This is a genomic window from Bullifex porci (assembly GCF_009695635.1).
Lineage (GTDB): Bacteria > Spirochaetota > Spirochaetia > Sphaerochaetales > Sphaerochaetaceae > Bullifex > Bullifex porci.
Genome location: NZ_VUNN01000003.1, coordinates 103,625 through 129,416, shown reverse-complemented (window position 1 = coordinate 129,416; position 25,792 = coordinate 103,625). Strand labels below are relative to the sequence as shown.

23 protein-coding genes and 1 tRNA gene are annotated in these 25,792 nt (G+C 36.2%); 18 read left to right on the top strand and 6 right to left on the bottom strand.

What is annotated here, in order from left to right; all coding sequences use genetic code 11:
• Positions 1 to 94 precede the first annotated feature (94 nt).
• The 4 genes from FYJ80_RS02820 to FYJ80_RS02805 are packed head-to-tail and all read left to right on the top strand — an operon-like array spanning position 95 to position 4,490.
• Positions 95 to 1,126 (top strand): hypothetical protein, encoded by a 1,032-nt coding sequence (locus FYJ80_RS02820; RefSeq protein WP_154424607.1) that lies wholly within the window; start codon positions 95 to 97, stop codon positions 1,124 to 1,126.
• Entirely contained in the window at positions 1,119 to 2,591 is a 1,473-nt protein-coding gene (gene mltG, locus FYJ80_RS02815) for an endolytic transglycosylase MltG (protein WP_154424606.1), read from the top strand. Before FYJ80_RS02820 ends, mltG begins: the two co-directional genes overlap by 8 nt.
• Positions 2,569 to 3,375, top strand: coding sequence for a histidinol-phosphatase (locus FYJ80_RS02810; protein ID WP_154424605.1), 807 nt, complete (start codon positions 2,569 to 2,571; stop codon positions 3,373 to 3,375). Before mltG ends, FYJ80_RS02810 begins: the two co-directional genes overlap by 23 nt.
• Entirely contained in the window at positions 3,375 to 4,490 is a 1,116-nt protein-coding gene (locus tag FYJ80_RS02805) for an amidohydrolase family protein (RefSeq protein WP_206360933.1), read from the top strand. Before FYJ80_RS02810 ends, FYJ80_RS02805 begins: the two co-directional genes overlap by 1 nt.
• Here FYJ80_RS02805 and FYJ80_RS02800 read toward each other — a convergent pair.
• From FYJ80_RS02800 to FYJ80_RS02790, 3 genes are read right to left on the bottom strand one after another with little or no spacing between them, the layout of a single operon-like run.
• Positions 4,487 to 5,758, bottom strand: a complete 1,272-nt coding sequence (locus FYJ80_RS02800; RefSeq protein WP_154424603.1) for an RluA family pseudouridine synthase — start codon at positions 5,756 to 5,758, stop codon at positions 4,487 to 4,489. The genes FYJ80_RS02805 and FYJ80_RS02800 overlap by 4 nt on opposite strands.
• A 1-nt stretch (position 5,759) precedes the next feature.
• Entirely contained in the window at positions 5,760 to 6,719 is a 960-nt protein-coding gene (locus tag FYJ80_RS02795; protein WP_154424602.1) for an NAD(P)H-dependent glycerol-3-phosphate dehydrogenase, read from the bottom strand.
• 11 nt (positions 6,720 to 6,730) lie between these two features.
• The gene (locus tag FYJ80_RS02790) at positions 6,731 to 9,004 is read right to left on the bottom strand and encodes an alpha-galactosidase (protein ID WP_154424601.1); all 2,274 of its coding nucleotides are present in this window, start codon (positions 9,002 to 9,004) and stop codon (positions 6,731 to 6,733) included.
• 63 nt (positions 9,005 to 9,067) lie between these two features.
• Between FYJ80_RS02790 and FYJ80_RS02785 the strand changes: the two genes are divergently transcribed.
• Positions 9,068 to 10,264: a hypothetical protein gene (locus FYJ80_RS02785; RefSeq protein WP_154424600.1), complete on the top strand. Its 1,197-nt coding sequence runs from the start codon at positions 9,068 to 9,070 to the stop codon at positions 10,262 to 10,264.
• Between the two features lie 38 nt (positions 10,265 to 10,302).
• Here the strand turns inward: FYJ80_RS02785 and FYJ80_RS02780 are convergent, their stop codons facing one another.
• Both FYJ80_RS02780 and FYJ80_RS02775 read right to left on the bottom strand, forming a co-directional pair.
• Positions 10,303 to 10,905 (bottom strand): hypothetical protein, encoded by a 603-nt coding sequence (locus tag FYJ80_RS02780; RefSeq protein WP_154424599.1) that lies wholly within the window; start codon positions 10,903 to 10,905, stop codon positions 10,303 to 10,305.
• A 45-nt stretch (positions 10,906 to 10,950) separates the two neighbouring features.
• Positions 10,951 to 11,553 carry a hypothetical protein gene (locus tag FYJ80_RS02775; RefSeq protein ID WP_154424598.1) on the bottom strand — a complete coding sequence of 201 codons (603 nt, stop codon included), beginning with the start codon at positions 11,551 to 11,553 and terminating at the stop codon, positions 10,951 to 10,953.
• Positions 11,554 to 11,661: 108 nt separating this feature from the next.
• Here FYJ80_RS02775 and FYJ80_RS02770 point away from each other — a divergent pair.
• Positions 11,662 to 11,735 (top strand) — tRNA-Cys (locus FYJ80_RS02770).
• A gap of 70 nt (positions 11,736 to 11,805) precedes the next feature.
• A complete protein-coding gene (locus FYJ80_RS02765; RefSeq protein ID WP_154424597.1) occupies positions 11,806 to 12,987 on the top strand; it encodes a poly(A) polymerase in 1,182 nt (393 codons plus the stop codon).
• 12 nt (positions 12,988 to 12,999) lie between these two features.
• On the opposite strand, the gene FYJ80_RS02760 is transcribed toward FYJ80_RS02765, so the two are convergent.
• Positions 13,000 to 13,866 carry a hypothetical protein gene (locus FYJ80_RS02760; protein ID WP_407711874.1) on the bottom strand — a complete coding sequence of 289 codons (867 nt, stop codon included), beginning with the start codon at positions 13,864 to 13,866 and terminating at the stop codon, positions 13,000 to 13,002.
• 167 nt (positions 13,867 to 14,033) lie between these two features.
• Between FYJ80_RS02760 and rsxC the strand changes: the two genes are divergently transcribed.
• The 11 genes from rsxC to ftsY all read left to right on the top strand — a co-directional run bounded on the left by rsxC (position 14,034) and on the right by ftsY (position 25,792).
• The gene (rsxC, locus tag FYJ80_RS02755; RefSeq protein ID WP_154424595.1) at positions 14,034 to 15,341 is read left to right on the top strand and encodes an electron transport complex subunit RsxC; all 1,308 of its coding nucleotides are present in this window, start codon (positions 14,034 to 14,036) and stop codon (positions 15,339 to 15,341) included.
• Entirely contained in the window at positions 15,341 to 18,304 is a 2,964-nt protein-coding gene (locus FYJ80_RS12140) for an RnfABCDGE type electron transport complex subunit D (protein WP_328596713.1), read from the top strand. The genes rsxC and FYJ80_RS12140 overlap by 1 nt, the downstream gene beginning before the upstream one ends.
• Complete coding sequence (locus FYJ80_RS02740) at positions 18,301 to 18,843, top strand: FMN-binding protein (protein WP_154424594.1); 543 nt, start codon at positions 18,301 to 18,303, stop codon at positions 18,841 to 18,843. The genes FYJ80_RS12140 and FYJ80_RS02740 overlap by 4 nt, the downstream gene beginning before the upstream one ends.
• Positions 18,843 to 19,475: an electron transport complex subunit RsxE gene (gene rsxE / locus FYJ80_RS02735; RefSeq protein WP_154424593.1), complete on the top strand. Its 633-nt coding sequence runs from the start codon at positions 18,843 to 18,845 to the stop codon at positions 19,473 to 19,475. The genes FYJ80_RS02740 and rsxE overlap by 1 nt, the downstream gene beginning before the upstream one ends.
• Position 19,476: 1 nt before the next feature.
• Positions 19,477 to 19,698: an Rnf-Nqr domain containing protein gene (locus FYJ80_RS12365; protein WP_235899574.1), complete on the top strand. Its 222-nt coding sequence runs from the start codon at positions 19,477 to 19,479 to the stop codon at positions 19,696 to 19,698.
• Positions 19,638 to 20,069, top strand: coding sequence for an electron transport complex protein RnfA (locus FYJ80_RS02730; protein WP_235899573.1), 432 nt, complete (start codon positions 19,638 to 19,640; stop codon positions 20,067 to 20,069). Before FYJ80_RS12365 ends, FYJ80_RS02730 begins: the two co-directional genes overlap by 61 nt.
• Before the next feature lie 10 nt (positions 20,070 to 20,079).
• The gene (locus FYJ80_RS02725) at positions 20,080 to 20,874 is read left to right on the top strand and encodes an RnfABCDGE type electron transport complex subunit B (protein WP_154424592.1); all 795 of its coding nucleotides are present in this window, start codon (positions 20,080 to 20,082) and stop codon (positions 20,872 to 20,874) included.
• A 1-nt stretch (position 20,875) separates the two neighbouring features.
• Entirely contained in the window at positions 20,876 to 22,717 is a 1,842-nt protein-coding gene (locus FYJ80_RS02720; protein WP_154424591.1) for a polysaccharide deacetylase family protein, read from the top strand.
• A protein-coding gene (gene prfB / locus FYJ80_RS02715) for a peptide chain release factor 2 (RefSeq protein WP_154424590.1) occupies positions 22,701 to 23,805 on the top strand; the annotation gives its coding sequence in 2 pieces (ribosomal slippage) (positions 22,701 to 22,769 and positions 22,771 to 23,805; 1,104 coding nt in all). Before FYJ80_RS02720 ends, prfB begins: the two co-directional genes overlap by 17 nt.
• On the top strand, positions 23,802 to 24,917 hold the full coding sequence (locus FYJ80_RS02710) for a hypothetical protein (RefSeq protein ID WP_154424589.1): 1,116 nt from the start codon (positions 23,802 to 23,804) through the stop codon (positions 24,915 to 24,917). Before prfB ends, FYJ80_RS02710 begins: the two co-directional genes overlap by 4 nt.
• A complete protein-coding gene (ftsY, locus tag FYJ80_RS02705; RefSeq protein WP_154424588.1) occupies positions 24,917 to 25,792 on the top strand; it encodes a signal recognition particle-docking protein FtsY in 876 nt (291 codons plus the stop codon). Before FYJ80_RS02710 ends, ftsY begins: the two co-directional genes overlap by 1 nt.

Below are 25,792 nucleotides of genomic sequence, written 5' to 3'. Positions count from 1 at the left end.
AATGCCTTATTTAGCATACTTTGTTAGACTATGTTTTGTCAATTTAAGAATAATTGCCGCTGAGCCTTATAATGGGGTATAATCAAAAAAAATTATGCAGCACATCCTTTCAGAAATTACATCAGCAGAGAAAAGAATCGACTCCTCATACCATGATTTGAGGACCTTTGCTTTTCAGCTTTGTGATGAGGTTATGAAGAATGGAACGGGCTCAGATATTGTTATTGCTCCAAGCTTAAAAGGTGCAGTAGAGAGTGCTCTAAATGAGAAAAACTCCTTAGTTGATGCGCTAAATAACTCAAAGAGTGAAATTGATAACCTTGAAAGCTCTAAGCTTAAGGTAAGTGACTTAAAAAAGCGCTTAGAGACAAATGAAAAAAAGCTAAAGGATATAAAGAGAGTATTAGGTGCAATTGCCTTTGAGCGTGCGCAGGCAGAGGATTGTGATAGTCGTCTATTTGAGCTTTTAAAGGATGATGTAGAGAATTTTAAGCTATTAAGTCAAAAGCGTAGTGAAGGCTCATTTATTGCTTCTCTTCGCTATAGAAGGTTTATTAAGCATCAAGATAATGATTTTATTAGGATCTTTGATATCTTAGATAAGAATAAGCTTTTAAAAACAATTCGTAGTGAGCGTAGTGAAGCCTTAATAAGTGATTACCAAAAGCTTTCTAAAAAGCAGGAGATAATAAAGCGAAGATTAAAGAGTAGACAAAATGAGGTTGATAGCCTCATGAATATCCACGCTGATGATGGTGTAGAGGAGCTAGAGGAAAATTTAAAAAATGCTGAAAGTAGCTATGAGGAGGCATGTATCAGCTATGGCCTATTTTTATTTGATAATGGGTCTAAGTGGATTTGTGCTAATACTACCGATAAGTGCTTAGATTTAATGACTCAAATGCTTCAAACTCAGCGTTATATAGATTCTCAGCATGTATTTATTAAAAAGTGTCGAGCAATGATTTTGCAGGATGATTATTCTGCTATGATTAATCAAAATGATAAAAAAATAGCATCTCTTAAAAAGGAGATTTCTAGAATTAACGACCAAATAGCAGAAATCGAAAATGAAAATAATGCTTTAAGACTAAAGATAGCTAAGTTGGAGAGCTCAAATGAGTGAGAATAAATTTAAGGTTCCTGCAAAAAGTGCTCCAGCTAAAAAGGAAGCAAGTGAAGCTAAAGCTAAGGATGTAAAGAAAACAGCTACAAAGAAGAGTAGTAGTGCAAGTTCTACAAAAAAAAGTACTACTAAAAAGCCACCTCAGAGTGAGAGTGTTAAAAAACAGGTAAAGAGTGAGAGCCCTAAAAAAAGAGTTGAAAGTAGCTCTACTAAGGCTAAGAAGAGTAGTAATTTAACCTTTGAAAAGCAGGAGCTTCCTAAGAATAACCCTAATCTTGGGAATTATACTCTTGAAGAGCGTATTGCGATTTTAAATGGCTCTGAGAATAAGAAAAAGGATGAAGTAAAGCAGGAAGAGAAGAAGGAAGCGAGAGTTGAGATTACTTCCTTAATGGAAAGTGTAAAAAAGAATACTCCAGTAGCTATTACAGAAGAAGAAAATCTCACAAAAATTCCTCCTAAGAAGAAGGAGAAAAGTAATACGCTTTTAACCTTTATTTTGCTATCTTCTATATTACTTTTAATTTTAATTATAGTTCTTTTAGTAAAGAAAAGAAGTGCAAGGACAGCTTCCTCACTAATTAATGAGCCTACAGCTATTACTAATCAATATTATAGCAATGAGCTTATTGTTACATCTGGAATGAGTGCCTCTCAGGTTGCTTCTGTGCTCCCTTCCTTTTTAGATAAGGATATATTTCTTAAATATTTAAAAGAAAATAATTTAACTGGAAGTATTAGAGTTGGGATCTACACTATATTAGACACCTTTAATGAAGCAGATGTTGCAAATCTAATTACTACAAAAAGTGAATCAAAAAGCTTAATTGTCTATCCTGGCTATACGATAAATGATATTGACTTAGCACTATCAAATAGGAGCCTTGCTTCTGCAGGTGATTTCATAAAAGCAAGTGAAGAGTTCGCTTCTTTAGAGGGCTTATCATTTATTGAGGGATATTTATTAGCAGGAGAATATCAATTTGTTGATTGCTATGACCTGCTTGAGCAAATGCATGAAGCTCTTTTAGATGTTTTAAGAAATAACCCAGATGCTGTTAGTGAAAGTCTTTTAAGTGTTGATGAAATTGTAAAAATTGCATCGATTATTAATAGAGAGACTCAAAATAAGGATCAGTTTAAGGTTATTGCTAGAGTTGTATTAAATAGATATAGAATGGCAATGCCTCTTGGCATCGATGCAACTACCCGCTATGAGATTAATAACTGGAGTGATGCTATTGGTCAAAGCATCTTTGATAAGGATACTCCATATAATACTAGAAGGAAGCCTGGTCTTCCTCCATCTGGTATTGGATGTCCATCTGAAGCTGCTCTATTAGCTGTGTTATTTCCTGCTGAAAGTGATGCACTTTATTACTTGCATGATGAAGAAGGCAAGTTATATACTTCTTTAAGTTACGAGGAACACTTAAAAACTTATGAAAACATACACAGCTTATAACCTTCACACTCACTCTGAGTATTGTGGTCATGGAACAGGTAAGCTAGAAGAATATTGTATTGCGGCACTTTCACAAGGTATTGAGCTATTAGGCTTTTCAGAGCATTGCCCACTTCCTGATAGAAGATTTAGCTCATCAAGAATGGATAACTCTCAAATGACTATCTATGAGAAGGATGCAAGAGAAAGGGATATTAAGCATGACTCACTTAAGGTCTTAGTAGGATATGAATGTGACTATAGTCCTGAGTATATTTCTTACTACAGAGAGCTTTTAGATAGTAACCGTGTTGATTACCTTATTACAGGAACCCACTTTATTAAAACACGGGAAGGAAGATATACATCTATATTTACTAATCCAATGGATAGCTATGGCTTAAAGCAATATGCAGATACCTTACTTGGTGCTATTAATTCAAAGCTATTTTCCTTTGTTGCTCATCCAGATTTATTTTTATCTGCCTTTAATGGAAGAAAGGAAGAAGCAATGGAGGTAGCACTAGAGATAATTAGGTGTGCTAAAAAAAGTAACCTCCCATTAGAAATTAATGGAAATGGAATGCTTAAGCCAAAGATAGGTGGCTCTTATCAATATCCAAAGGATGAATTTTGGTATCTTGTTGAGAAAGAGGAGGCACCTGTAGTAATGAATACAGATAGCCATACACCATCCTCTTTAATAGTTAGCTATCGTTTAATTAAGGAATATTCAAATAAGTTTAAGCTGAAGCTTGTTTACCCAGAATTTTCAGATAATAAGCTAAGCTTTAGGGAGCTATGATGATTTTAATAAAAAATGCAAGATTATATTCTCCATATGAGATGGGGATAAAGGATATCTTAGTCGCAGGAACTAAGATTGAAGCAATTAAGGATAAGATAGACGTTGGAGCTTTAGATATAGATATTATCGATGCTCAAGGTGAGATGGTCCATCCTGGGTTAATAGATCCACATGTACATGCAATTGGAGGAGGTGGAGAGGCTGGAATGCTTTCTCGTGTTCCACCACTTCAGGAGAGAAAGATTGCTGAAAGTGGTGTTACCTCCCTAGTAGGTCTACTAGGTACAGATGGGTACACTAGAGGTGTTAAGGAATTAGTTGCAAAGATTAAAGGCTTTAAGGAATGGGGCTTATCTGCATGGGCTCTAACAGGGTCATATCAGGTACCATCAATTACAATTACTGGTAGTGTTGGGGATGATATTACTTTTATCGATGAGATAATTGGAGTAAAGGTTGCTGTAGCAGACCATAGATGCTCATTCCCTACAACAGAGGAGCTTATTAGACTTGCATCTGAAGTAAGAATAGCTTCTTTAGTTGCAAATAAAGCAGGAGTAGTACATTTCCATGTCGGAGCCTCTGATTTAGGAATCAGCCAGCTATTTGAAATAGTTGATAGAACTCACATGCCTATTAGACATCTCTTTCCAACTCATATGGGTGGTCATATGGATATGGCTAAGCGTTGGCTAGAGAAGGGTGGTAACGTTGATATTACTTGCCATTCAGATGCAGATGAGAAAGCAGCTTCTCTATTAGAGCTATATCCTGATAGAGTAACCTTAAGTACAGATTCTAATGGTTCATTCCCAAAATGGAATGATGATAAGAGTGCAATTATAGGTATGGGTGCGGGCTCTATAGCAGAGCTCAAGAACTATCTTGATAAGCTTTTAGCATCTGGTCTAGATAAAACTCTTGCACTTAAGGCTGTAACAGAAAATAGTGCTAAAGCAATGGGCTTTAAGAGTAAGGGCAAAATTGAAGTAGGAATGGATGCAGACATAGTAATCAGAGATGGCTCTGATATAAGATATGTCATTGCAAATGGAAGCTATCTTGTTAAGGAAAGAGTAGCAAAAAGAAGTATGTATGATGATATTTGCTAGAAATCTGGTTCCTCTTCAAAGGTAACTCTTTCTCCTGTCGTTGGGTGTATAAAGGAGAGAGATTTTGCGTGAAGACATAATCTCTCACCTTCCTTTCTCTCTCCATATAATCTATCACCAACGATAGGAAGCAATAAGCCAGAAGCGGCATGAACTCTTATTTGATGTGTCCTGCCAGTGTGCGGAAAGAATAATACTCTACTTACCTTTTCTCCATTTAAGATTTCTATTTTTACTCTTTCATAATCTGTAATTGCTTCCTTTCCTTTTTCAAAATCAACAATTTGATATGGCCTATTATTAATATCTAATCTAATAGGAAGCTTTATAGTACCCTTCTGAGTCATTAAGCTACCTCTTAAAAGCGCTTCATAAACCTTCTTAGTTTTACGCTCTTCAAATTGCATAGAGATATTTCTTTTAGCTTTTTCAGTTTTTGCAAAGACCATAATACCCGATGTATCCATATCTAGTCGGTGTACAGAAGGAAGCTCTGGAGCATCAGGAAATAGAGCTTTAATTCTTACAGATGCGCTATCATATTTATCTTCCCCCCTTCCTGGAGTGCTTAATAAGCCCGCAGCCTTATTAATTATTGCAATATCCTCATCACTATAAAGCAGGTTAATATTAAATAGATATTTTATTAGAGGCTTACATTTCTCATCACAGGGTGGGTATATTTGATCTGCTTTTCTTGACTCACTCTCCTTTCCAAAGAAAATTTCAGCAAGTGATATTGGAGTAAAGCCCTTCTTAAAGCAAAAGGATAGAAGCTTAATTGTGGCACAGTCTCCCATTCCTGTTGTGTAGTTTAACTCTTTAATATCATTAAGCTTAAGCTTTCCATTTATAGTATAGAAGGTATAAAGCTCCTTTATTTTTTCTAAGCACTCATTAGATAGCTGTCTTCTAGTTGGGATTAAATCACTTTCTCCTAATTCAATTCGATCTGTGTAGCAATGTATTTTACTGTCAAACTCACTAACTACCTCCTCAAAGGCTTTTACAGAGAAGCATGGAGGTGTATATCCTTCTACTAAATAGCTAGAATTTAATGCGCCAGAGAATGCTCTTAAAACTACTCTTTCACCACTTTTAGTTCTTGCAATTAAGAGTCCAAGCATTATACCTTTTTCTTCTAGTGCTTTTTTAGTTGAGTACACAGGCGTCTTTGACTTAAAGTCAAAAAAGCCTGTTTCTTTAATTTGTTTTATATCTTCTCTTAGAATTTCTTCAGCTTCTTTATGTGGGAGGATAAAGTTCATATTATGAAAGTGCTGTAATTAAATATTCATTTAGAGAAGAGCCTTGATACATCAATTTATAAAGTGCCTGTACAAGAGGAAATTTATCTTCTAGGTGTCTATCACGAGTCATTTCACCAAATAGCTTTATAGTTCTATATCCCTCAATTACAGTTGCACTTTCTCCATTTTCATGGCCAAAGCCCTTACCAATTAGCATTCCAAAGGTTCTATTTCTAGACAAATCATTTAAGCCTGTAAGTCCTAAGTCTCCAATACCACAGTACCTGAATATTACGCTTTCATCACAATTATAGATTTTTAATAATTCTCTAATCTCATTGACAGCCTTAGTATAAACTAAGAAGTCAACATTTGGACTGTTGTATCTACCTGAAACAAGACCGATTGCTATTGCATACATATTCTTTAAAATAGATGCAAGCTCTACTGCTCTAATGTCATTTGTATGGTCAAGTGTTAAGCCTGTATTATTAAATAGATTATTCTTTACTAAATCATAATCTGACTCTGAGCCTCCAAAGGTGAAGGCTGTAGGAAAGCCATTTAATACTTCAATTGCGAAGGAAGGTCCCTTCATACTAGCAGTTCTTTTAAATGGAATTTTCTCTGTGATAAACGCACCATCATCGCTCATACCCTTTGCTAGATTAATTACAAGTGGATCCTTTTTAGTTATAAATTTCTTTATTTCCTTTGAAAATGGTACTATTGCCTTTGATGGGATTACGAGAAAGATCTCATCTGCATCATCAAAGACCTGGTTATCTAAGGTTGCTTTTATAGAGCGATTTAAAAAACGAGTAGGGAAGTACTTTTTGTTCTTATGCTCCTCATTTATTGATTTTACAACATCTTCCTCAACGGAGTGGATAATAACATTATTATTTGGGTTCCAAGCTAAACGTTCAGAGATGGCTGTTCCAAAAACACCACCTCCTGCAACAACTATATTATTCATTATATTAATCCTTAAAGCTTTTTAATAATATAAAGTCTAGATGAGAAATCAGGCATTACTCTCATACCTGTTTGGTAGCCTGAGCCTGAATATCTTGTTGAGAGTTTAATTCCTGCCCACTTTAATGTGTCACCTGATACCTCATAGGCTTCCTCTTCCTTCTTATAGCCTCTAACATCTCCTCCGATATCCCAAATTGGAGCATTGTCATCACGCCTAGTAACTCTATATACATAGTTCTCTGATGCAAGAGGGACTCTAAGAATATCATCAAAGCAATTTGAGGTTAAAAGTGTTTGCATATAAAGAACAAGGATTGTAGTTCTATCTGGAGAAGCTGCAGTAAAATATGTGATACCATTCTTTTCCTCACAGCTGAAGATACCAAATTGAACTACCTGTCTATATTGCTTATAGAACTCTATCTGTTTTTTAATAGCTTCCTTCTCTGCCTTTGAAAGCTTTACTAGGTCTAGAGAGTAGCTAAGTACTCCAAAGAATGCTACATCAAAACGAGTTTCAAGATCGATAGCTCTAAAGGTTGCATAGTTTGGAGAAGGAGAAACACAGGTTCCACATACACTTAATGGGTAAGCCATTGTAGTTCCTTCCATTATCTTTAGTCTTTCGACTCCATCTGTGGAATCACTTGTCCAAATTGTAGTTCCAGTTGTAAGCATACCTAGATCAAAGCGTGCTCCACCTGATGCACAGTTTTCAATAGAAAGATTAGGAAATGCAGATGTTAATATACGTTGCATTCTATTTAATGCAAGTATATATCTATGCTGATACTCTCCCATATTTCTTATCTCAGGATTAACTGAGAAAATATCACTTAGGTGGCGATTCATATCCCACTTTATGTGGTCTATGCTTCCATTTTGAATTAGAAGCTTAATTGTATTTAATAGATAATCCTGAACATCCTCTCTAGTGATATCTAAAAAGTATTGGTTTCTTTGTACTGCATGTGTTTTTCTAGCAGGGTCCCCTAGGAGCCAATCTGGATGAGCTTTTAATATCTTAGTGTCTAGGCTAACCATCTCTGGCTCAAACCATAGTCCAAAGAGCATTCCTCTTCTATGGCACTCCTTAGAAATTTGTGAAATACCACTTGGAATTTTTAAAGTATTAACTGTCCAGTCTCCAAGTGAGGTAGTTCCATCATTTCTTACTGAGAACCAGCCATCATCGAGTACAAATAGCTCAAAGCCTAATTCTGCAGCCTCTTTAATTTGCTTGATAATTCCATGCTCATCGAAGTTAAAGTGAAGAGCTTCCCAGGTATTGAAGGAAACAGGGCGTAAGCGATTTTTCCAAACCCCTCTTTGAATATGCTCTCTAACAAAATAATGCATCTTGTTCTTTAAATCATTTAAACCAAATTGAGAATAAAGCATGATAGCTTCAGGAGACTCAAAGGCAGATGCTGGCTCTAATTCTGCTTCAAAGGTTGAATCATTTATACCTGTTAAAATATGAGTTTTACCAAATTGATTAACCTCTGCTACCTCTCTATGAGAGCCAGAATAAATTAAGTTAGTCATGTAGCATTCATCATTTCCACGATGCTTTAGGAAGATAGCAGGATTACTCTCAGATGAAGATGCTCCCTTCCTTGTTTCATTAATAATTATTCCCTGCTCAAGAGGTCTACTAATAGGGTGTCTTTCACGTAGCTGAGCTCCATTTAAGGTAATTAAATCGTAGTTATGCTCTGGAAGATCTAGCTGGAGAGAGTAAATGCTCCTTAAAATTAAGGTCTCGCTACCAATATTTTCAATTACAGTTCTTCTTGCAATTACATCACTATCATCAAATAGAGTGTAATAAAATAGTGCCTTTACACCTGCAACACTATCAACAAACTCAAGGGAGATGCCATAGCTTTTTTGATCAATTCCAATAGCTTGGAAGAGTGGTGATTTCATTCTTTCAATACCTTGGAACTGGCTAAAGCTTTTAAATCTTAAATCTAGGGTTCTTAATTTCTTCTTTCCATAGCTAATAGCAATTGATGGAGTACGGTAATCACCCTTATCCTCGGTAGAAAATTCACTCATCAAGTTATTTAGCTGAAGAGTTGTATCTGTTGGGCTTAAAGAAGTTTCGTTTACTCTTGGTGTTAACCGCTTTTCTCTTAAGGCATCAATATCATATTCAGGATTTTTTAATCGTTTTCCGTAGTATAGATGCTCTGCAATACCACTTTCATTTATATAAAAAATGTAGCTAGTATTCTCTGTTGCCAAATGGAACATATTGTTTTTTATAGTAATCATGAAAACTCCTTTAAAAAAAATACACCATGTAATACAGTATAAGTTGAAAAGGGAGTTTTGAAAATGGATATTCGCCGTATGCCCCTATGGGCTTCTAGAAATGCTACAATAATGAGTAATGAAGCAGTAAGAGCAGTTATAGAAGATCAAGGCGAGATTACTATAGAGCTGAGCTGTACAAATGTTCAAGGCGGAAGAGTTAATGCCCTCTCTATTCCTTACTTTAGAGGTATAGGAGCAGGGGTTCTATCTGATGAAAATATCGATTGGTATAAGAGTAAGCAGAGAACATATACAGCAGGTGGTATTTATATTTCATTCCCTTCCTCAGATGAGGACCATATATTAACTAGTAATTCCTATTGGATGCTCAGACGATATGGAAGTGAGAGCACATATGGTGGTGTATGGCGTCTATCTGAGATGAAATCACGAGAGGAGAATAATCGCTATCACATTTCAAAGATTGATTTTATGCTCCCAAGTGATCCTGTTTTATATACATATTTAAAGCTTACTAATACAGATGAGGTTCCTTTAGAGTATAATCTTTCAATTCACTCTATGGTTAGCCCACCTCTCTTAGAGTCTGGCTCCTTAATCTCAACCTCTGCTGCAGAGTTTACTGCATATCCTCCTAATTTAAGAGAGGTTGCTTTTAATAGATTAAAGAGTGGAATTCACTTTTCTGATTTAAAGCATTGTCCAAGTATTCGAGGACAAAATATCGATATGTCCTATGTACCTGGTCCAACAAGCTCCTATGACTACATAATAGGGGAGCTAAAGAAGGATTGTGATTTAGGATGGGTAACAATAATAAACCCTCGTCAGCAGCTTTTATATTGTTCTTTCTTCCCTAGCTTAAATAGTGATTTACCTCAGGAATATATAAAGTTCCCATTAATCGATATTGCATTTAACTACCTTGGAAGAATGGATTCTCCTTGGGCTCTTTATGAGGGAGGAACTCCTCAAGTATTCTCTCTTACTACTGGCTTTGGCCAGATGAATCATCATGGAGCCTTCTCATCACCTATAACAAATACTATTCCTCCAGGAGAGAGTAGAGTAGTTGTATATGGTAATGGCTACTCAAGCTTTGATAACCCACGTATTGGTCTTGGCTTTTATTCTGCAGAAAAGGCGGAGCATGGTCTTGTATTTAAAAGAACAAAGAGCTATGCATATCTTCCTTGTGATTACAAATTTAAAAAGCTTATAGATGTTGCTTCTTGGATACTAAATAATAATGAATAAAAGTAGAGGGTGCCTTTTAAAGCACCCTCTCTAGTAAATTAATAAATTATCAAAGAGTTATATGGTATATATGAATTTGAGAAAACCATATTAAATGAGACATATGGGACAACAGAATACATTACAGGTTCTGAAGCAAAACCAAAGTTTACTGCTGCAAGAGTACCGAAGCTAAATGAGATACTATTAAATGATTGTGGTGTTAATGTTATTGAAGCATCGATAGCAGGTCCAATAGTAAAGTGCTCATCATCTCTAGTATTTCCATCCTTATAAAAACCAAATAAAGGACCAGCTGTTAAATTTAATGCTATAGCTCTATTTATAACGATATGGAAGAATGGACCCAACAAGAAGCTACAATTAATATAGTTCTTTGGTGTTTTATTTCCAACTCCAAATAGTGCGTCAAAGCGTGAGCCCAGGCCAATACCTAATGTCCTAAAGTCATTCATACTTGCAAAGTTGTATGAAAAGCCTACATCAATAGTGTTAATTAGTTTTCCATCTTGAATAATAGCTCCATAGCCTGTATTAACACTTGAATAAGAGTAGAAGTCAAAATCATCATCAAAATCATCTGCCATTACAGGTAGTACAAATACTAATGAAATAATTAGAATAATTAAAATCTTTTTCATTTTTCCTCCTAAAATATATAGGTATTTAATAATATATCTATATTTTTAGAAAATTACTAATATTTCATATGGGTATGGCATGAAATTGCTTTTTAGAAAATTCATATTAATTGATACATATGGAATTATAGAAAATGCTGTAGCCTGGTTTTGTAAGCTAAAGTTTGCAGCAGCAAGAGCTCCTACACTAAATGAAATATTTTGAAAAGAGGATGGTGTAAAGGTTGCAAAGCAATCTATAGCTGGGCCGATAGTAATTTGCTCATTCTTTAAATCCTCTAAGAAATAGAAATTGAATATTGGTCCTACAGTAAGATTTAATGAAATATTGCTATCGAGATTGTAGTGAAAAAATGGTCCAAATAAAACATTTGAGCCTATATAAGATTTATTTTTATTTCCAACACCAAATAGCACATCACAGCGTGTACCAAGACCAATACCTAGCTTGTTTGAATCATCCATAGTTGCAAAATTAAAGGAAAAGCCTAAATCAATACTATTAATGACTCCATCCTTTGTAATAAAAGCACCATAGCCTGATGTGATATTAGAATATGAATAGGTTCTATTATCTAAGCTATCGTCTGCTACAATTGGTAATAATGTGATGATAGTGATAAAAGCTAACAAAATAAGTCTTTTCATTTTCCGCCCCTCAGCTTTATTTTGAATTAAATGAGTATGTAATGTCAAAGGGCATGAAATGCTACTTGAACAGAAATTAATTTTTTGGTAGAGTAGTGTCATAAGTTAGGTGTTGTACCCAAGTGGCCTAAGGGAACGGTCTGCAAAACCGTCTTTCATCGGTTCGAATCCGATCGACACCTCCTCGGGACCTATCAATGGTCCCTTTTTTTATTCTTGTCATTTTTTTACACTGATTGTAGAATACGCGTGATGTTTACTCGTTATAAGACAGATAGTAAGGGAAGAAATATCCCTGTAGCTAAAGTATATACACAAAATGAACACCCAATTTGTAACTCCCAAATAGATAAGGATGCTCTTTGGGTAATTAGACGTATCCAGGCAAATGGAGAAAAAGCATATATTGTAGGTGGTGCTATTAGAGATTTAATGCTAGGAAAAGCTCCAAAGGATTTCGATATTGCTACAAGTGCTTCTCCAAAGCAGATTCAAAGATTATTTTGGAACTCTAGAATTATAGGTAGACGCTTTAAAATTGTGCACATCTTCTTTAATAATAAAATTATTGAGGTTACCACATTTAGAAGTGATGAAGAGAACTTTGAAGAGGGTAATAATAATATATTTGGTACTATGGAGCAGGATTCTCATAGAAGAGACTACTCTATAAATAGCTTATATTATAATCCTCAAGATGGACACCTAATTGATTTTAATAATTCCTTAGAGGACTTTAAGAAAAAAAGAATTCGTTCTCTTATTCCTCTTTCCTACTCCTTTAAGGAGGATCCTGTAAGGATGGTAAGAGCAATAAAGTATGAGTGTACTACAGGCTTTTCCTTAAGCTTAGGTGTTAAGCTAGCAATCTTTAGATTCCATAGTGCTATTAGTGGTGTATCTACCTCTAGATTAACAGATGAGTTTATGAAGATACTATCATCTGGATACTCTGCTTCTATAGTATTGGAGCTAGCAAAATATAAACTATTACCATTAATAGCTCCTTGTATGTCTCTTTACATTAAGTATTATAGCTTTATTAATGACCTAAAGGAATTAGATCAAAGAATAAAGGAGGCGAGACACGCTGGCTTAAAGGATATTCAAGTCTCTGAGATGATTAGCTATTTATCTCGCTCTGTTATAGTGCTCCCAGAGGTACATCATTCATATGATGAGCTAAGAAGAGAGGTTTTTAGACAGATAAAGGTTTTGTTAGCACCTCTTACTCCTCCAAACTATGAGATAGAAAGGGCTGCTGAGCTAATTTTAGAGTTCTTGGGTCATAAGAATAGAAAGAAGTCAGCTCAAAGAAAGAAGAACCTTAAAAATAATCGAACTCAGACAAAGAAACCAAAGAAAAAGGTAACACCTCAAGCTAAGACGCAAGAGGTTGCTGCAAATAGTGCTGCTGAAGCACATGATATGTGAAGAATGTGGTTTTTAACCCCATTCTTCAATTTCTATTGAAACACCTTCAATTCTAATACCACCATATTTTTCTATACAATCTGCAATGTAGGATTGCAATTCACTCATCGATTGTCCGATATAGTGTCTTAGTGGCACCTGGAGTGTAATATTAAGGTTGTAGCTCATATTTTTATTTTGATTTAATCTTACCTTTTTAACCTTAATAACCTTATCATATTCATCGATACAGTGCTTTACCATTTGGTTTAAGGTAACTTCATTTAAAGAATCCTTATCTGGACGAGAAAATTCTGGCCTTACAATTGTTTTTTCAAATCCCTTTTCCTTTTTAAAAGGAACCTTTTTACCAAAAAATACCTTGATACTATCGTACACTATTTGAGGATATGATCTTGTTATCTCAATTGATGGCACAGGAATTACATGCTTACCCTCTGTAAATCTTATCCTCATTGCAGTTTCGATCTCTTCCTGAGTTGCTATTTCCTCTATATGAAATACTCTAGTAACAGGAGGAAGCTCTAAACGATTAATAATTTTATTAATCATCTTTTCGCTAGTACCGATTATTAATATTTTTTTATATTTTTCCTTGAGTAGTGCAGCTTGAACCTCTTCTCTATGCTGCTCCTCATCAAATACAGCTGTTCTTACTGCTGTGATGAAATTAGGGTCTCTTTTTGCAGATCTTCCAGCGAGGATTTTATCTCCTCTAATTAATAAGCCATCATCAATAATTAAATCTATATGGTATTTTTGAGCTAAAAGCTTGCTATGGTGGCTTTTGCCTGTTCCTGAACGACCAACTAAGGCAAAGACCTTTATTCCATTTAAATGTGAGAATGCAAACTTAAAGACTCTATTCATGTGGAAAATTATAAAAACCAATTATCCGTTAGTCAAATAAATATAATTTTTAATTAGCTTTCAGCGATTTATTTTGTTTGTAAAAGAGACGATTTGTTTAATTAATTCATGTGTACGCATTTAAAATTTAATGCTAGAATACGATTTTGGAAAATAATAAATAAGGAGTATAAAGCATGGGTCGTTATTCCACGTTTAAAAAAGGTGGTGTTCATCCTGCTGATAAAAAAGAACTAGCAAAAAATTCAGCTATTGAGGTTCTTCCTCTCCCTTCTGAGTTAATTGTTTCGATGTCTCAACACCTTGGTGCTCCTGCACAGTGTTTAAAAAAGAAAGGCGATACAGTTGAAAAGGGTGAAAAGATAGGTGAAGCTTCTTCTTTTATCTCTGCAGATGTTCATTCTCCTGTGTCAGGAGTTGTATCAGAAGTAAGAAAAGTACGTCTTGCGAGTGGTGCTGTTGCTGATGCTGTTGTAATCAAGCCTAATGAGATTCAGCCAGAGATGTTCCAGCAAAAGTATAATTGGATGGAGCAGGAAAAGGATGAATTACTCTCTTTAGTAAAGGCTATGGGTATTGTTGGTATGGGTGGTGCTACATTCCCTACTAATGTAAAGCTTAATATCCCTACAGGTAAGAGTGTTGATGCTCTTGTCATTAATGGCGTTGAGTGTGAACCATACCTTACTGCCGATTATAGAGTAATGATGGAAAGAGCCGAAGGTGTCCTTGAAGGAATAATGGTTTTAAATAAAATCCTAAGTCCTAAGAAGATTATCATCGGTATTGAAAGTAATAAGATGGATGCAGTAAAACATCTTGAGGATTTAATTAAGAGCAAAAACTATAATATTAATGTTATGCCATTAAAGATGAAATATCCTCAGGGTGATGAAAAGCAGCTCTTAAAGGCAACAATAAATAGAGAGGTTCCTTCCGGAAAGCTTCCTATCGATATTGGTGCTGTAGTTTGTAACCTAGGTACTGCATATGCAATCTATGAAGCAGCTGTATTCCATAAGCCATTAATTGAGCGTGTTATCACTGTAAGTGGTGAAGCTATTACTACACCAAAGAACATTCTTGCTCCAATAGGTACTAAGGCCTCTGATTTAATTTCCTACTGTGGTGGCTATAACACTCAAGAGATTGGTGAACTAGTTAGTGGTGGTCCTATGATGGGCTTTGCCTTCTCTGATGAGGATACTCCTATGATTAAGGGCTCCTCCGGATTATTAGCTTTATTACCTGTTAAGCTAGATACAGGTGTTTGTGTTTCCTGTGGAAAATGTGTACAGCACTGTCCAATGGGATTAATGCCAAATAAAATGTTTAGAAATATCAAGTTCAAGAATTACCAGGTAGCTATGGACTTAGGTCTTATGGACTGTAAGGAGTGTGGCTGCTGTGCATATATCTGTCCAGCACATCTACCATTAGTACAGGGCTTTAAGCTTGGTAAGAAGCTTGGGAGAAAAAAATAGTGAAAACCGTTTCCGTAAGTCCTCATATTCATACAAATAACTCTATTCAAAAGAGTATGCTACTTGTAAGTGCAGCTTTATTACCAGCTGCTGCTTGGGGTGTATATTCCTTTGGTCTTAGAGCCTTACTCGTATTACTAGTCTCAATTATCTCATGTGTTTTAACAGAGTTTTTATTGGGCCTTATTAATAAAGAGAAAACTATTAGTGATGGTTCAGCCTTAGTAACTGGCTTATTAATTGGTATGAACATGCCATCAACTGTTCCATTTTATGTTCCTATAATTGCAAGTGTATTTGCTATTGCTGTTGTAAAGTGGACCTTTGGTGGTCTTGGCTGTAACTGGATGAACCCTGCATTAGCTGGTCGTGTCTTTGTATTCTTTAGCTTTACTACCTTGATGAGTACATTTGCTCTCCCACATGCACTTGAGACAAATTATGTTCTTCCAGGACGTGAGGTAGCTACTATTGAGGCTCCAGCTGATTCTGTTTCTGCCGCAACCTTAACAACTGCAGAAAGCAATGGAAAGGGTGGAATGGTTATAATTGCTAATAAATTCATCCAGGTTGATTTCCCTGAGGGCTTTACTCAGAGTGATATCTCATCCTGGGCTGATGCAGTTATTGCTAAATATCCTACTATTTTTAATGGTTACAGCTACTTCTTTAATAGTAATGGAATTCTTGAATTTGAAGCTCCAAGTAAGATAAATGATCTTTATCATGTTGGTTTAATTTCTATTATCAGAACAGAGCTTGCAAATTACATCGATAATATTGCTGTTGATAGTGTATCAGCTGCTACAAAGGTTTCTGGAACTAAGTTCAGAGCTGATGGCTTTGATGGTTCTATCACTATTGCAAATCGTTTCATTACTGTAACTTATCCTGATAAGTTTGACCAAGAGGCTATGGCTGCTTGGGCAGATAGTGTAATAGCTAAATACCCTGAGCTCTTTGAGGGTGCAACTCACTTTGCTGCTAAGGGTGGTGGATATGAATTTGCTCTTCCTAATAAGCTAAATGATAACCTCCATGAGATGTATAGCTCTGTATTAAAAGCTGAGCTTACTAATTTAATTGGTGGTGGCTCAGAAGAGGAGGTTGATGCAGTTTCCTCTGCAACTATTTCTTCTGAGGGTGATAATGGCTTTGGTGGTAAGATTTCTATCACAAATCAATATATTACTATCGACTATCCTGAAGGAATGGGCGAGAGTGAGCTTAAGGAATTCACAGCTAACCTTATTGATTCCTATCCAGAGCTCTTTGAGGGTGCAACACACTTTGCTGGTAGAGGCTACTATGAGATTGAGCTTTATGATGCTCTACCTCAGAACCTTCACGATACCTATAGAAGCTTTATTAAGCAGCAGCTTAATAGCTTTGTTAATGGAAGCGTTGATGCAACAAGTAGTGCTACAAAGACAACAGATCTTTCATTTGAGCAATCTGGCTACGAGGCTACTTCCTCAATTACAGATAAGTACATAACAATTACTTATCCTACTCAGATTCTTTCAAATGATATGATTAATGAATTTGTTGCTACCTTAGAGGAAGATTATCCAATCTTCTTTGAGGGTGTTTCTTCTATCATATTAAATGATTATGTTAAGCTTGAGCTTTATGATACTCTTGGTAATGACTACCATGAAATTGTTAATAGCATCATTGAGAAGGAGCTTTCTAAGCTAATTAAGAAGAATGCTGTAGATGCAGTATCTAGTGCAACAAAGCAAACCTTCGCTTCTAGTGGATATGGTGGTTCAATTGCAATAGCAAATAAATATATTACAGTTGACTACAACACTTCTGAAATTAGTCAATCTGAGATGAGCGCATGGGCAGATAATATTATTGATAATAACCCAGCTCTATTTAAGGGTGTCACATATTTCTTTAATGAAAAGAATATTGAATTTGTATTCCCAGCTAAGCTTAATGATGCATATCATGATGGCTTTGTAGCATTCTTCCAGGGTGAGCTTGGCTCCCTAATGAAGAAGGAGGTTGTATTAGTTGATGCAGTATCTAGTGCTACAAAGATTACTGGTGTTGAATACAAGGCTGGAGATTTCTCTGGTGCAACCTCTATTGCAAATAAGTACATCACAGTTGATTACCCAACAGGCTCTATCACAACAGATCAGATGGCTGCTTGGGCAGATAGTGTTATTGCTAAATACCCAGATATTTTAGGTGGTGCAAAGCACTTTGCTGGTGCAACCTACTATGAATTTGAGCTTCCTGAGAAGATTAATGATAACCTCCATGATTTAATTAATAGTGTTCTTTCTAGCGAGATTTCAGCATTCATCGTTGAGAACTCAAGTGTTGATACAGTTTCTAGTGCAACAATGCTCTCAGCTAATAAGACAGCTCTAGTTGGTGGTGCAAAGGGTAATATGGAAAGTGTACTTTCTTCAGTAAATGTACCAGTTACTCAATATGCAGCAGACTTTAGCGCTAAGACAGGAATTTCTCCATATACAATCGATGCATTCCTTGGTAACCAGGGTGGATGTATTGGTGAGGTATCTGCACTATTACTCATTGTTGGTGGTATCTTCTTAATTTCAGCTGGAGTTATTACATGGCATATCCCAGTAGTTTATATCGGCTCCTTTGCTATACTCTCATTTATCTTTGGTGGTATTCCTGCTGGTAATGGCTTATTCCATGGTGAGATCTTAACTCCAATCTTTACTGGTGGCTTAATGCTTGGTGCCTTCTTTATGGCTACTGACTGGGTAACAACTCCAACAACTACATTGGGTCAAGTAATATTTGCAATCGGCTGTGGCTTCTTTACCTTCCTATTTAGATATTTTGGCTCACTCCCAGAGGGTACATCCCTTGCAATAATTTTGATGAATATCGTAACTCCAACTATCGACAGATATATAAAGCCTAAGAAGTTTGGCTTTGTTAAGGCTGCAAAGGAGAAGAAAAGATGAAACAGTATCTTAAAATCGCATTGATCCTTTTCGCTATCTGTGCAGTTGCTGCAGCTTTACTTGCTGTAGTAAATGCTGTAACTGCTCCTCAAATTGCTGCCAATGCTCTCAAGGAAACAAGTGCTGCTCTTATGGATATTAGTGGCGGCTATGATCTTGGAGAAAAGAGAGAAGGGGATGGTAATGTTAATTACGTTATTACTCTTGTAGAGAATAAAGAGATTAAGGGTTACGTACTCGAGCTTACAAGTAATGGTTATGGTGGACCTATTACTCTTGTTGCTTCCTATAAGACCGATGGTGAGCTTATTGGTGCTAAGATGATGGCAAATAGCGAAACACCAGGACTTGGAAAGAAGAGTGAGGAAAGCTGGTACATGGCTCAGTTTGTTGGCTTTGGCGCAACAGCTCCTATTCCTACATCTAAAAATGATCTTGCTGATCCTTCATTGGTATCTGGCGCAACGGTTACTTTCACCGGTGTGTCTGGAGCACTTAAAAATGGCTCTGAATATGTTAAGAGTCTAGGAGGTAAATGATGTCACATACCAAAGAACTCACTAAAGGTATCTTTAAGGAAAATCCGGTATTTATCATCATGCTTGGTATGTGCCCTACCTTAGGTGTTACAACTCAAGTTTTTAATGCTATTGGTATGGGAGCAGGTGTAATATTTGTTCTTCTTTGTTCAAATATTATCATCTCACTGCTTAGAAAAGTAATTCCTGATTCTATTAGAATACCTTCTTATATCGTAATTATTGCATCATTCGTTACTATCGTTGAGATGGTAATGCATGCATATGTTCCAGCTGTTTACTCAGCTCTCGGTGTGTACCTACCACTCATCGTAGTAAACTGTATCATCCTTGGCCGTGCAGAGGCCTTTGCAAACAAGAATACTGTCCTTGATTCTGCTCTTGATGCAATCGGAATGGGTGTTGGTTTTACACTCTCACTTATTTTAATTGCTGCAATAAGAGAGATTCTTGGTGCAGGACAGATCACACTAATTAACCTTAGTGAAAGTGCAAGAGTAATTATTTCTATCCCAGGACTTAAGGATTCTCCAATTAGAGTTATGACACTTGCTGCCGGTGCTCTTTTAGTAATGGGATATCTAAAAGCACTCTTTAATTGGATGGGTGATAGAAAGGCAAAGAGAGGTTGATATGAGCTATATTGGAATAATTATTACCTATGTTTTTGTACAGAACTTTATCTTAGTTCAGTTCATGGGTCTTTGTCCTTTCATCGGAGTTTCAAAGAATAGTGAATCTGCATTAGGTATGGGTATGGCTGTTACCTTCGTTACAGCTGTTGCATCTGTAGTATGCTATATGGTCTTCTATTTCTTCTCGTTCCATTTGGACTTGAGTATCTTAAGACTGTAGCATTTATCCTTGTAATCGCTGCTCTAGTACAGCTTGTAGAGATGGTTGTTAGAAAGATGAGTCCATCCTTATATAAGGCTCTTGGTATCTTCCTTCCTTTAATTACAACTAACTGTGCTGTACTTGGTATCGCTATTATAAATATCGATAATGGCTACAACCTACTTGAGAGCTTCTTTGCGGGTTTAGCAGCTGGACTTGGCTTTACTCTTGCAATTGTATTAATGAGTAACATTAGAGAGAAGCTTGAGCTTACTCCTGTTAGAAAATCCTATAAGGGTATTCCTATAGCATTTATTTCTGCAGGTCTCATGGCTCTTGCCTTCATGGCTTTTGATAAGTCTCTTATCACAAACCTACATTTAGTATAAGGAGGGGAATATGGGAATCATTTCTGCAATTTTAGTAATTTCTATTCTCGGCCTTTTACTTGGCTTAGGCCTTGCAATTGCTGATAAAAAGCTAGCTGTTGAGAAGGATGAAAAGCTTGTTAAGATGGAAGCTATTATGCCAGGTGCTAACTGTGGTGGATGTGGATATGCAGGCTGCTCTGGATATGCTGCTGCAGTATGTGCTGGTGAAGCTGAAATCGGACTTTGTTCTCCTGGTGGTAATGCCCTTGCTGCAAAGATGGGTGAGATCATGGGCGTAAGCGTAGAGAGCAAGGAAAGAATGGTAGCCTTTGTACACTGTAATGGAAATAGTGAAGTAACTAAGCAGGACTTTGAATATAGAGGCATTAAGGATTGTGCCGCTGCATTTATCGTTCAGGGTGGACCTAATGGCTGTAAAGAGGGATGTATCCACCTTGGCTCCTGTATGAGTGTTTGTCCAGCAGATGCTATCTATCGTGATGATAAAAATATGATCAAGGTAGATCCTGAAAAGTGCATTGGCTGTAAGAAATGTACAACTGTATGTCCTACAGGTGTTATTAAGATGATACCTGCATCAGCAAAGATGGTTGTTGCTTGTAATAACCATGAAATGGGAGCAAAGGTTAAGAAGAACTGCCAAGTTGGTTGTATCGGTTGTAAGATTTGTCAAAACAAGTTCCCTGCATCTGGCTGTACAGTTGAAAACTTCCTTTCAAAAATAGATTACTCAAAGGATACTTCTGAGCTTGAAGCTGCTAGTGAAGCTTGCCCACAGAAGTGTTTCGTAAAGAGAGGTTAATTTGAAGCTAGTTCTTGGTCTGTATACTCAGACATCAGCAGCCCTACCGCCCGCAGTATTTAAGCGGGCTATAGGGTGTATCATTAAGCCTGTTTTTACATATGTTTATAATAACAAGGATGTTGCTATAAGCGTTTCACTATCTAGTGCCATGATAAAATACATGGCACAAAATAGTCCTGAAATGAATCTTTTGATATCCACTCTTGCTAAAAATGGAAGAGTGGAGCTTTTCACGAGCGCCTATAACCAAACAATCCTGCCGATAATGCAGGTCAAGGATAGAGCTTTAATCATTGATAAAAATACAACCTTAATTCGAAGAACCTATGGAGTTAGAGCAACTACTCTTTGGTGCTATGGTGAGATTTGGTCACCAACTCTTGTAAGCACAATGAAGACTGTTGCTCTAGACCGTTTAGTTATTTCCTCATATAACGCTATAAGTAAAACAGTTAACACATTCTCTCCATTTAGAATGAATGAGCTAGGAAAGAGAATTGATGTTATACCATCCTTAGATAGTGCCTCTAGATTAGTTAGTATGTATGGTCAAAATGAAATATCCTTTGAAAAGCTACTATCTGAGATGGTTAAGATGATAAGAGATGCCTCAGACCAGGATGAGCTTGTTTTAATGATTAATCTTGATCAGCTGTGCCAAGGAGCATCATATAATAGAGAGGATGATGAGAATTTACATTCTCTATTTACCTCAATTTTTGAAGAAGCCTTAAAGAGAGGTGCTGAGATTGCACTTCCAAATGATATAACTGTCTCTAATGTAGGATATCTTGAATATGGCTGGTATGGCAGAGATGCCTCTGCTGGCAGCTTAAGAAGCTTCCCTGAAATCTTAGTTAGAGATGGAAATTTAAGATACTATCTCAATAGAGTTAATAATCTATCTGATCAATTAAGTGAGTGTAAAAAGGATAGAGTAATTAAGAAAAGTATCTCTGATAAGCTATCGACAATCCCAAGTGGAACTCTATTTTTATGTGATACTAATGCTTCAAATCTAAGACTTAGTGAGCATAGATACTTCTATGAGACTCTACTTGATTGTGAGTATACCTACTATGATAGTACTGGTCGTATTTTAGCCTCTGATTTAGATGATGATGGTGTTGATGAGCTCTTTTGCTATGGAAAGACCTCCTCTGCAGTATTTGCACCACGAGGTGCTAGTGTACATGAATTCTCATCTAAGGAGATGCATCTAAATGTCTTTGATACAGTTTCACCATGGAGAAAGGATAGTCAGAGACAGGAAAAGAAAAGATCCTTTGTCGATACCTTATGCTTGAATTCAAATATTTTTAACCTTAAGGATGAGATTTTTGATTTTGAGTGCTTAGGTAAGACGAAGAGTGAATATAACTTTTCTCTTGAAAAAGAGCAATTTCAAATTACAAAGCACTATAAGATGACAGGGCAAAATATGTGCCTTTCTGTAAGTATTTATAATACTGGAAAAGAGGATATATCGGGGTACTTTGATACTAATGTATATTTTACTCTTCCTGGTGCCTTTGCCTTTAGCTATGACCAAAAGAGAGGTCCTTTAATGGGCGAATCGTTAAAGGATATTAGAAATGTTCGTTTTTCTGATTCCTTAAGAGATGTAGTTCTTTCATTTTCTAGTACCTCAACCTTTTCTATAATGGAAGAAAATAGATTCCAGAGTGAGGTTACTACTCTTGGCTCAGAGCAGTTCTATCTTTATACAAAGGCTGTATTGAGATTTATGCTAGACATTAAAAAGGATAGCGTATATACATTTAATATTATTACGAGAATAATCGATAACAAGGAGAAAAAGAATGTTTTTACACAATAAGAATGTATTTGATACAGTAAAAGAAGAAGCTTATAACGTATGGAGGCGTCTTTGAAGCCTCTGATATCGAGAAAAAAATAGAAAATGTTGAAGCTAAAACTCTAGAGCCAGGGTTCTGGGATGATAAGCAAAATGCAGAAAAGGTATTTGCAGAGCTTAATGGACTTAAGGATAGCTACTATCCTTGGAAGGAGCTTATAGCTGAAATTAAGGATACTGAAGAGCTAATTGAGATGTATTCCTCTGAGGAGGATCCTGCTATTGAGGAGGAGATTTGCTCTCAAATTGAAGGTCTTGAGAAGAAGTTCCATCCTCTAAAGCTAAAGACCTTACTCGATGGAAAGTTTGATAAAAATGATATGTTCTTATCTATCCATGCTGGTGCAGGTGGTACTGAGGCGTGTGACTGGGCTAATATGCTTTTAAGAATGTACCTTAGATGGTGTGAGCGCCATGGCTTTAAGAGTGAGGTATTAGACATTCTTGAGGATGAAGGTGGTATTAAGAGTGCTACAGTTAGAGTAAGTGGAGCTTATGCCTTTGGATATCTCAAGGGAGAGGCTGGCGTACATCGCTTAGTTAGAATTTCACCATTTGATGCTCAAAAGAGAAGACATACCTCATTTACTAGTGTATATGCATCTCCTGTAATTGATGATGATATTGAAATCGAGCTTAAGCCTGAGGATTATCGTCTTGATACCTATAGAGCTGGTGGTGCAGGTGGTCAGCACGTAAATAAGACAGACTCTGCTGTTAGAATTACTCACTATGCAACTGGTATTGTAGTACAGTGTCAAAATGAAAGAAGCCAATTTATGAACAAGGATGTTGCGTTCAAGATGCTTCGTTCAAGACTGTATGAGTACTATCAGAAGCAGAGAGAGGAGGAGCATCAAAAGGATGCTATCGCTAAGAAGGATATAGCGTGGGGCTCTCAAATTAGATCATATGTATTCCAGCCATATACAATGGTTAAGGATCATAGAACAGGTGTCCAGGTTGGTAATATTAATGCCGTAATGGATGGAGATTTAGACGATTTTATCGAGTCATATCTTAACTGGAATAAGGAACAAAACGGTTGAGAAAGCTACTTACGCTCTTTATTTTAATTATTGCTTTAATCCCTCTCTCAGCAAGCTCGCTGAGAGTTGGGCTTTATAATGTCCCAAAAGAGCTTTCAAATGAGCTATCAAGTGCTTTGGAGCTCTTTCTTTCTAATAATTTTAGATCAAGTAAGCTAGATGAGCTCTGCTATAATAGGCTTAATGGTGCATTTGAAAAGGAAGAGGATTTAAAAATTCATAAAGCATTGATTGAAGAAAAAACTCCTGCAGAACGAAGTACCTTTGAATATAAGGAGTTTGATATTATTGAGTGTATAGAGCTAAGTGAAAATAGCTTAAATGATGCAATATTAAGTAAAAATATTGATGCCTTAAATTATTTAAAGAGCTATAACGAGCTTGATTTAATTTTTATTTACTCTGTTGATATCGATGGTCCACTAAGCTTTATTGAGTTATTTGTCTTTGATGGCACTGTTAATGGTGTTTTAGATAGTGTGTTCTTAACTCATGAGGAGCCTTCATTTTATGAGAATATATTATTAGAGCTTGGGAAAATCTACTATCCAGAGGTTGCTTTTGTAAGAGAAAATGGAAATTTAAAGCCTGTTAATGCAGAGCTTAGTGAATATGAGTTAAAGCCTGGTGAGATAACAGAAATAGAGGCGGAAGAAGTAGAGATTGTAGAGCACTCACAGCTATTATTTTCTATACCCTATGATGCAAAGCTTTCTGTTTTTGCAATTGATAGCAGTGCTCTTCCAATTTGGATTAACTCAAGTGAGGATGATTTAATAGTATCCTTAAATAAGGATGGCTTCGAGGGAAGAGTATTTCAGCTTGATAATTCTCAAGATAGTGTTCATGCCTTAAGGCTAACTCCAAAATGGATTAAAGAGGATGGCGTGCTAAAGAGTGCGAAGGATGATTTCTATCGAGCACTTCGAAATACCTTCTTATGTTTCTCTTTATATGCTATATCATCTACAATAAATAATATAAATAGTGATATTGCTCCTTGGGGCGATATCATAAAGAGTGCTACAGCAGGTATTAGTATTGTAAGCTTGATCAATCTTATTAAGAGCTGTGGTGTATATTACAATAGAGCTAAGGAGACATACCTATAATGTTTAATAAGTTTAAAGAAAAATTAAAGAGTTTATTTACTTCAAGAAAGATAGATGAAGCTTTTTTTGAGGAGCTAGAGGATACATTAATAGAAGGTGATTTAGGTGCAAGACTCACCGATGAGGTTATTGAGACACTTAGAAAGGCTGCTAAGGAAGAGAGAGCAAAGAGTGTTGAGGATTTGCAGAGAATAATGAAGGATATTCTATCCTGCTATGTTAATCCCTTTGAATTTGAGCCTAAGAAGGGCGAGCTTACTGTATTCTTAATCTTAGGTGTTAATGGTGTAGGTAAGACAACCTCTATTGCTAAGATCGCACAATACTATAAGGATAGAGGCTATAAGGTAATGCTTGCTGCTGCAGATACCTTCCGCGCAGCTGCTGTTGACCAGCTAGATATCCATGCAGAGCGCCTTGGAATAAGAATTGTAAAGCAAAAAACTGGCTCAGACCCAGGTGCTGTTGTATATGATGCAATTACCTCGGCTCAAAGTCAGGGTGAAGATATTATCCTAGTAGATACTGCAGGAAGAATGCATAATAAAGAAAATCTAATGAGAGAGCTTCAAAAGATTAATAAGATTATTGCAAATAGGGGTGTTAAAGAGGAAAACTACAAAAAGTTTATTGTTATTGACTCTACAACTGGTCAAAATGGGCTTTCTCAAACACTTCTATTTAATGAAGCTGTTAAGGTTGATGGAGTTATCCTCTCAAAGTATGACTCACTATCTAAGGGTGGAGCTCTTGTTCAAATTGGTCAACAGCTATCACTACCTGTTGCCTTTGTTGGAACTGGTGAATCCTATAAGGATATACATAAATTTGATAAGGATGAGTTCTTAGATTCTCTTGTTGGAATTGATAAGTAG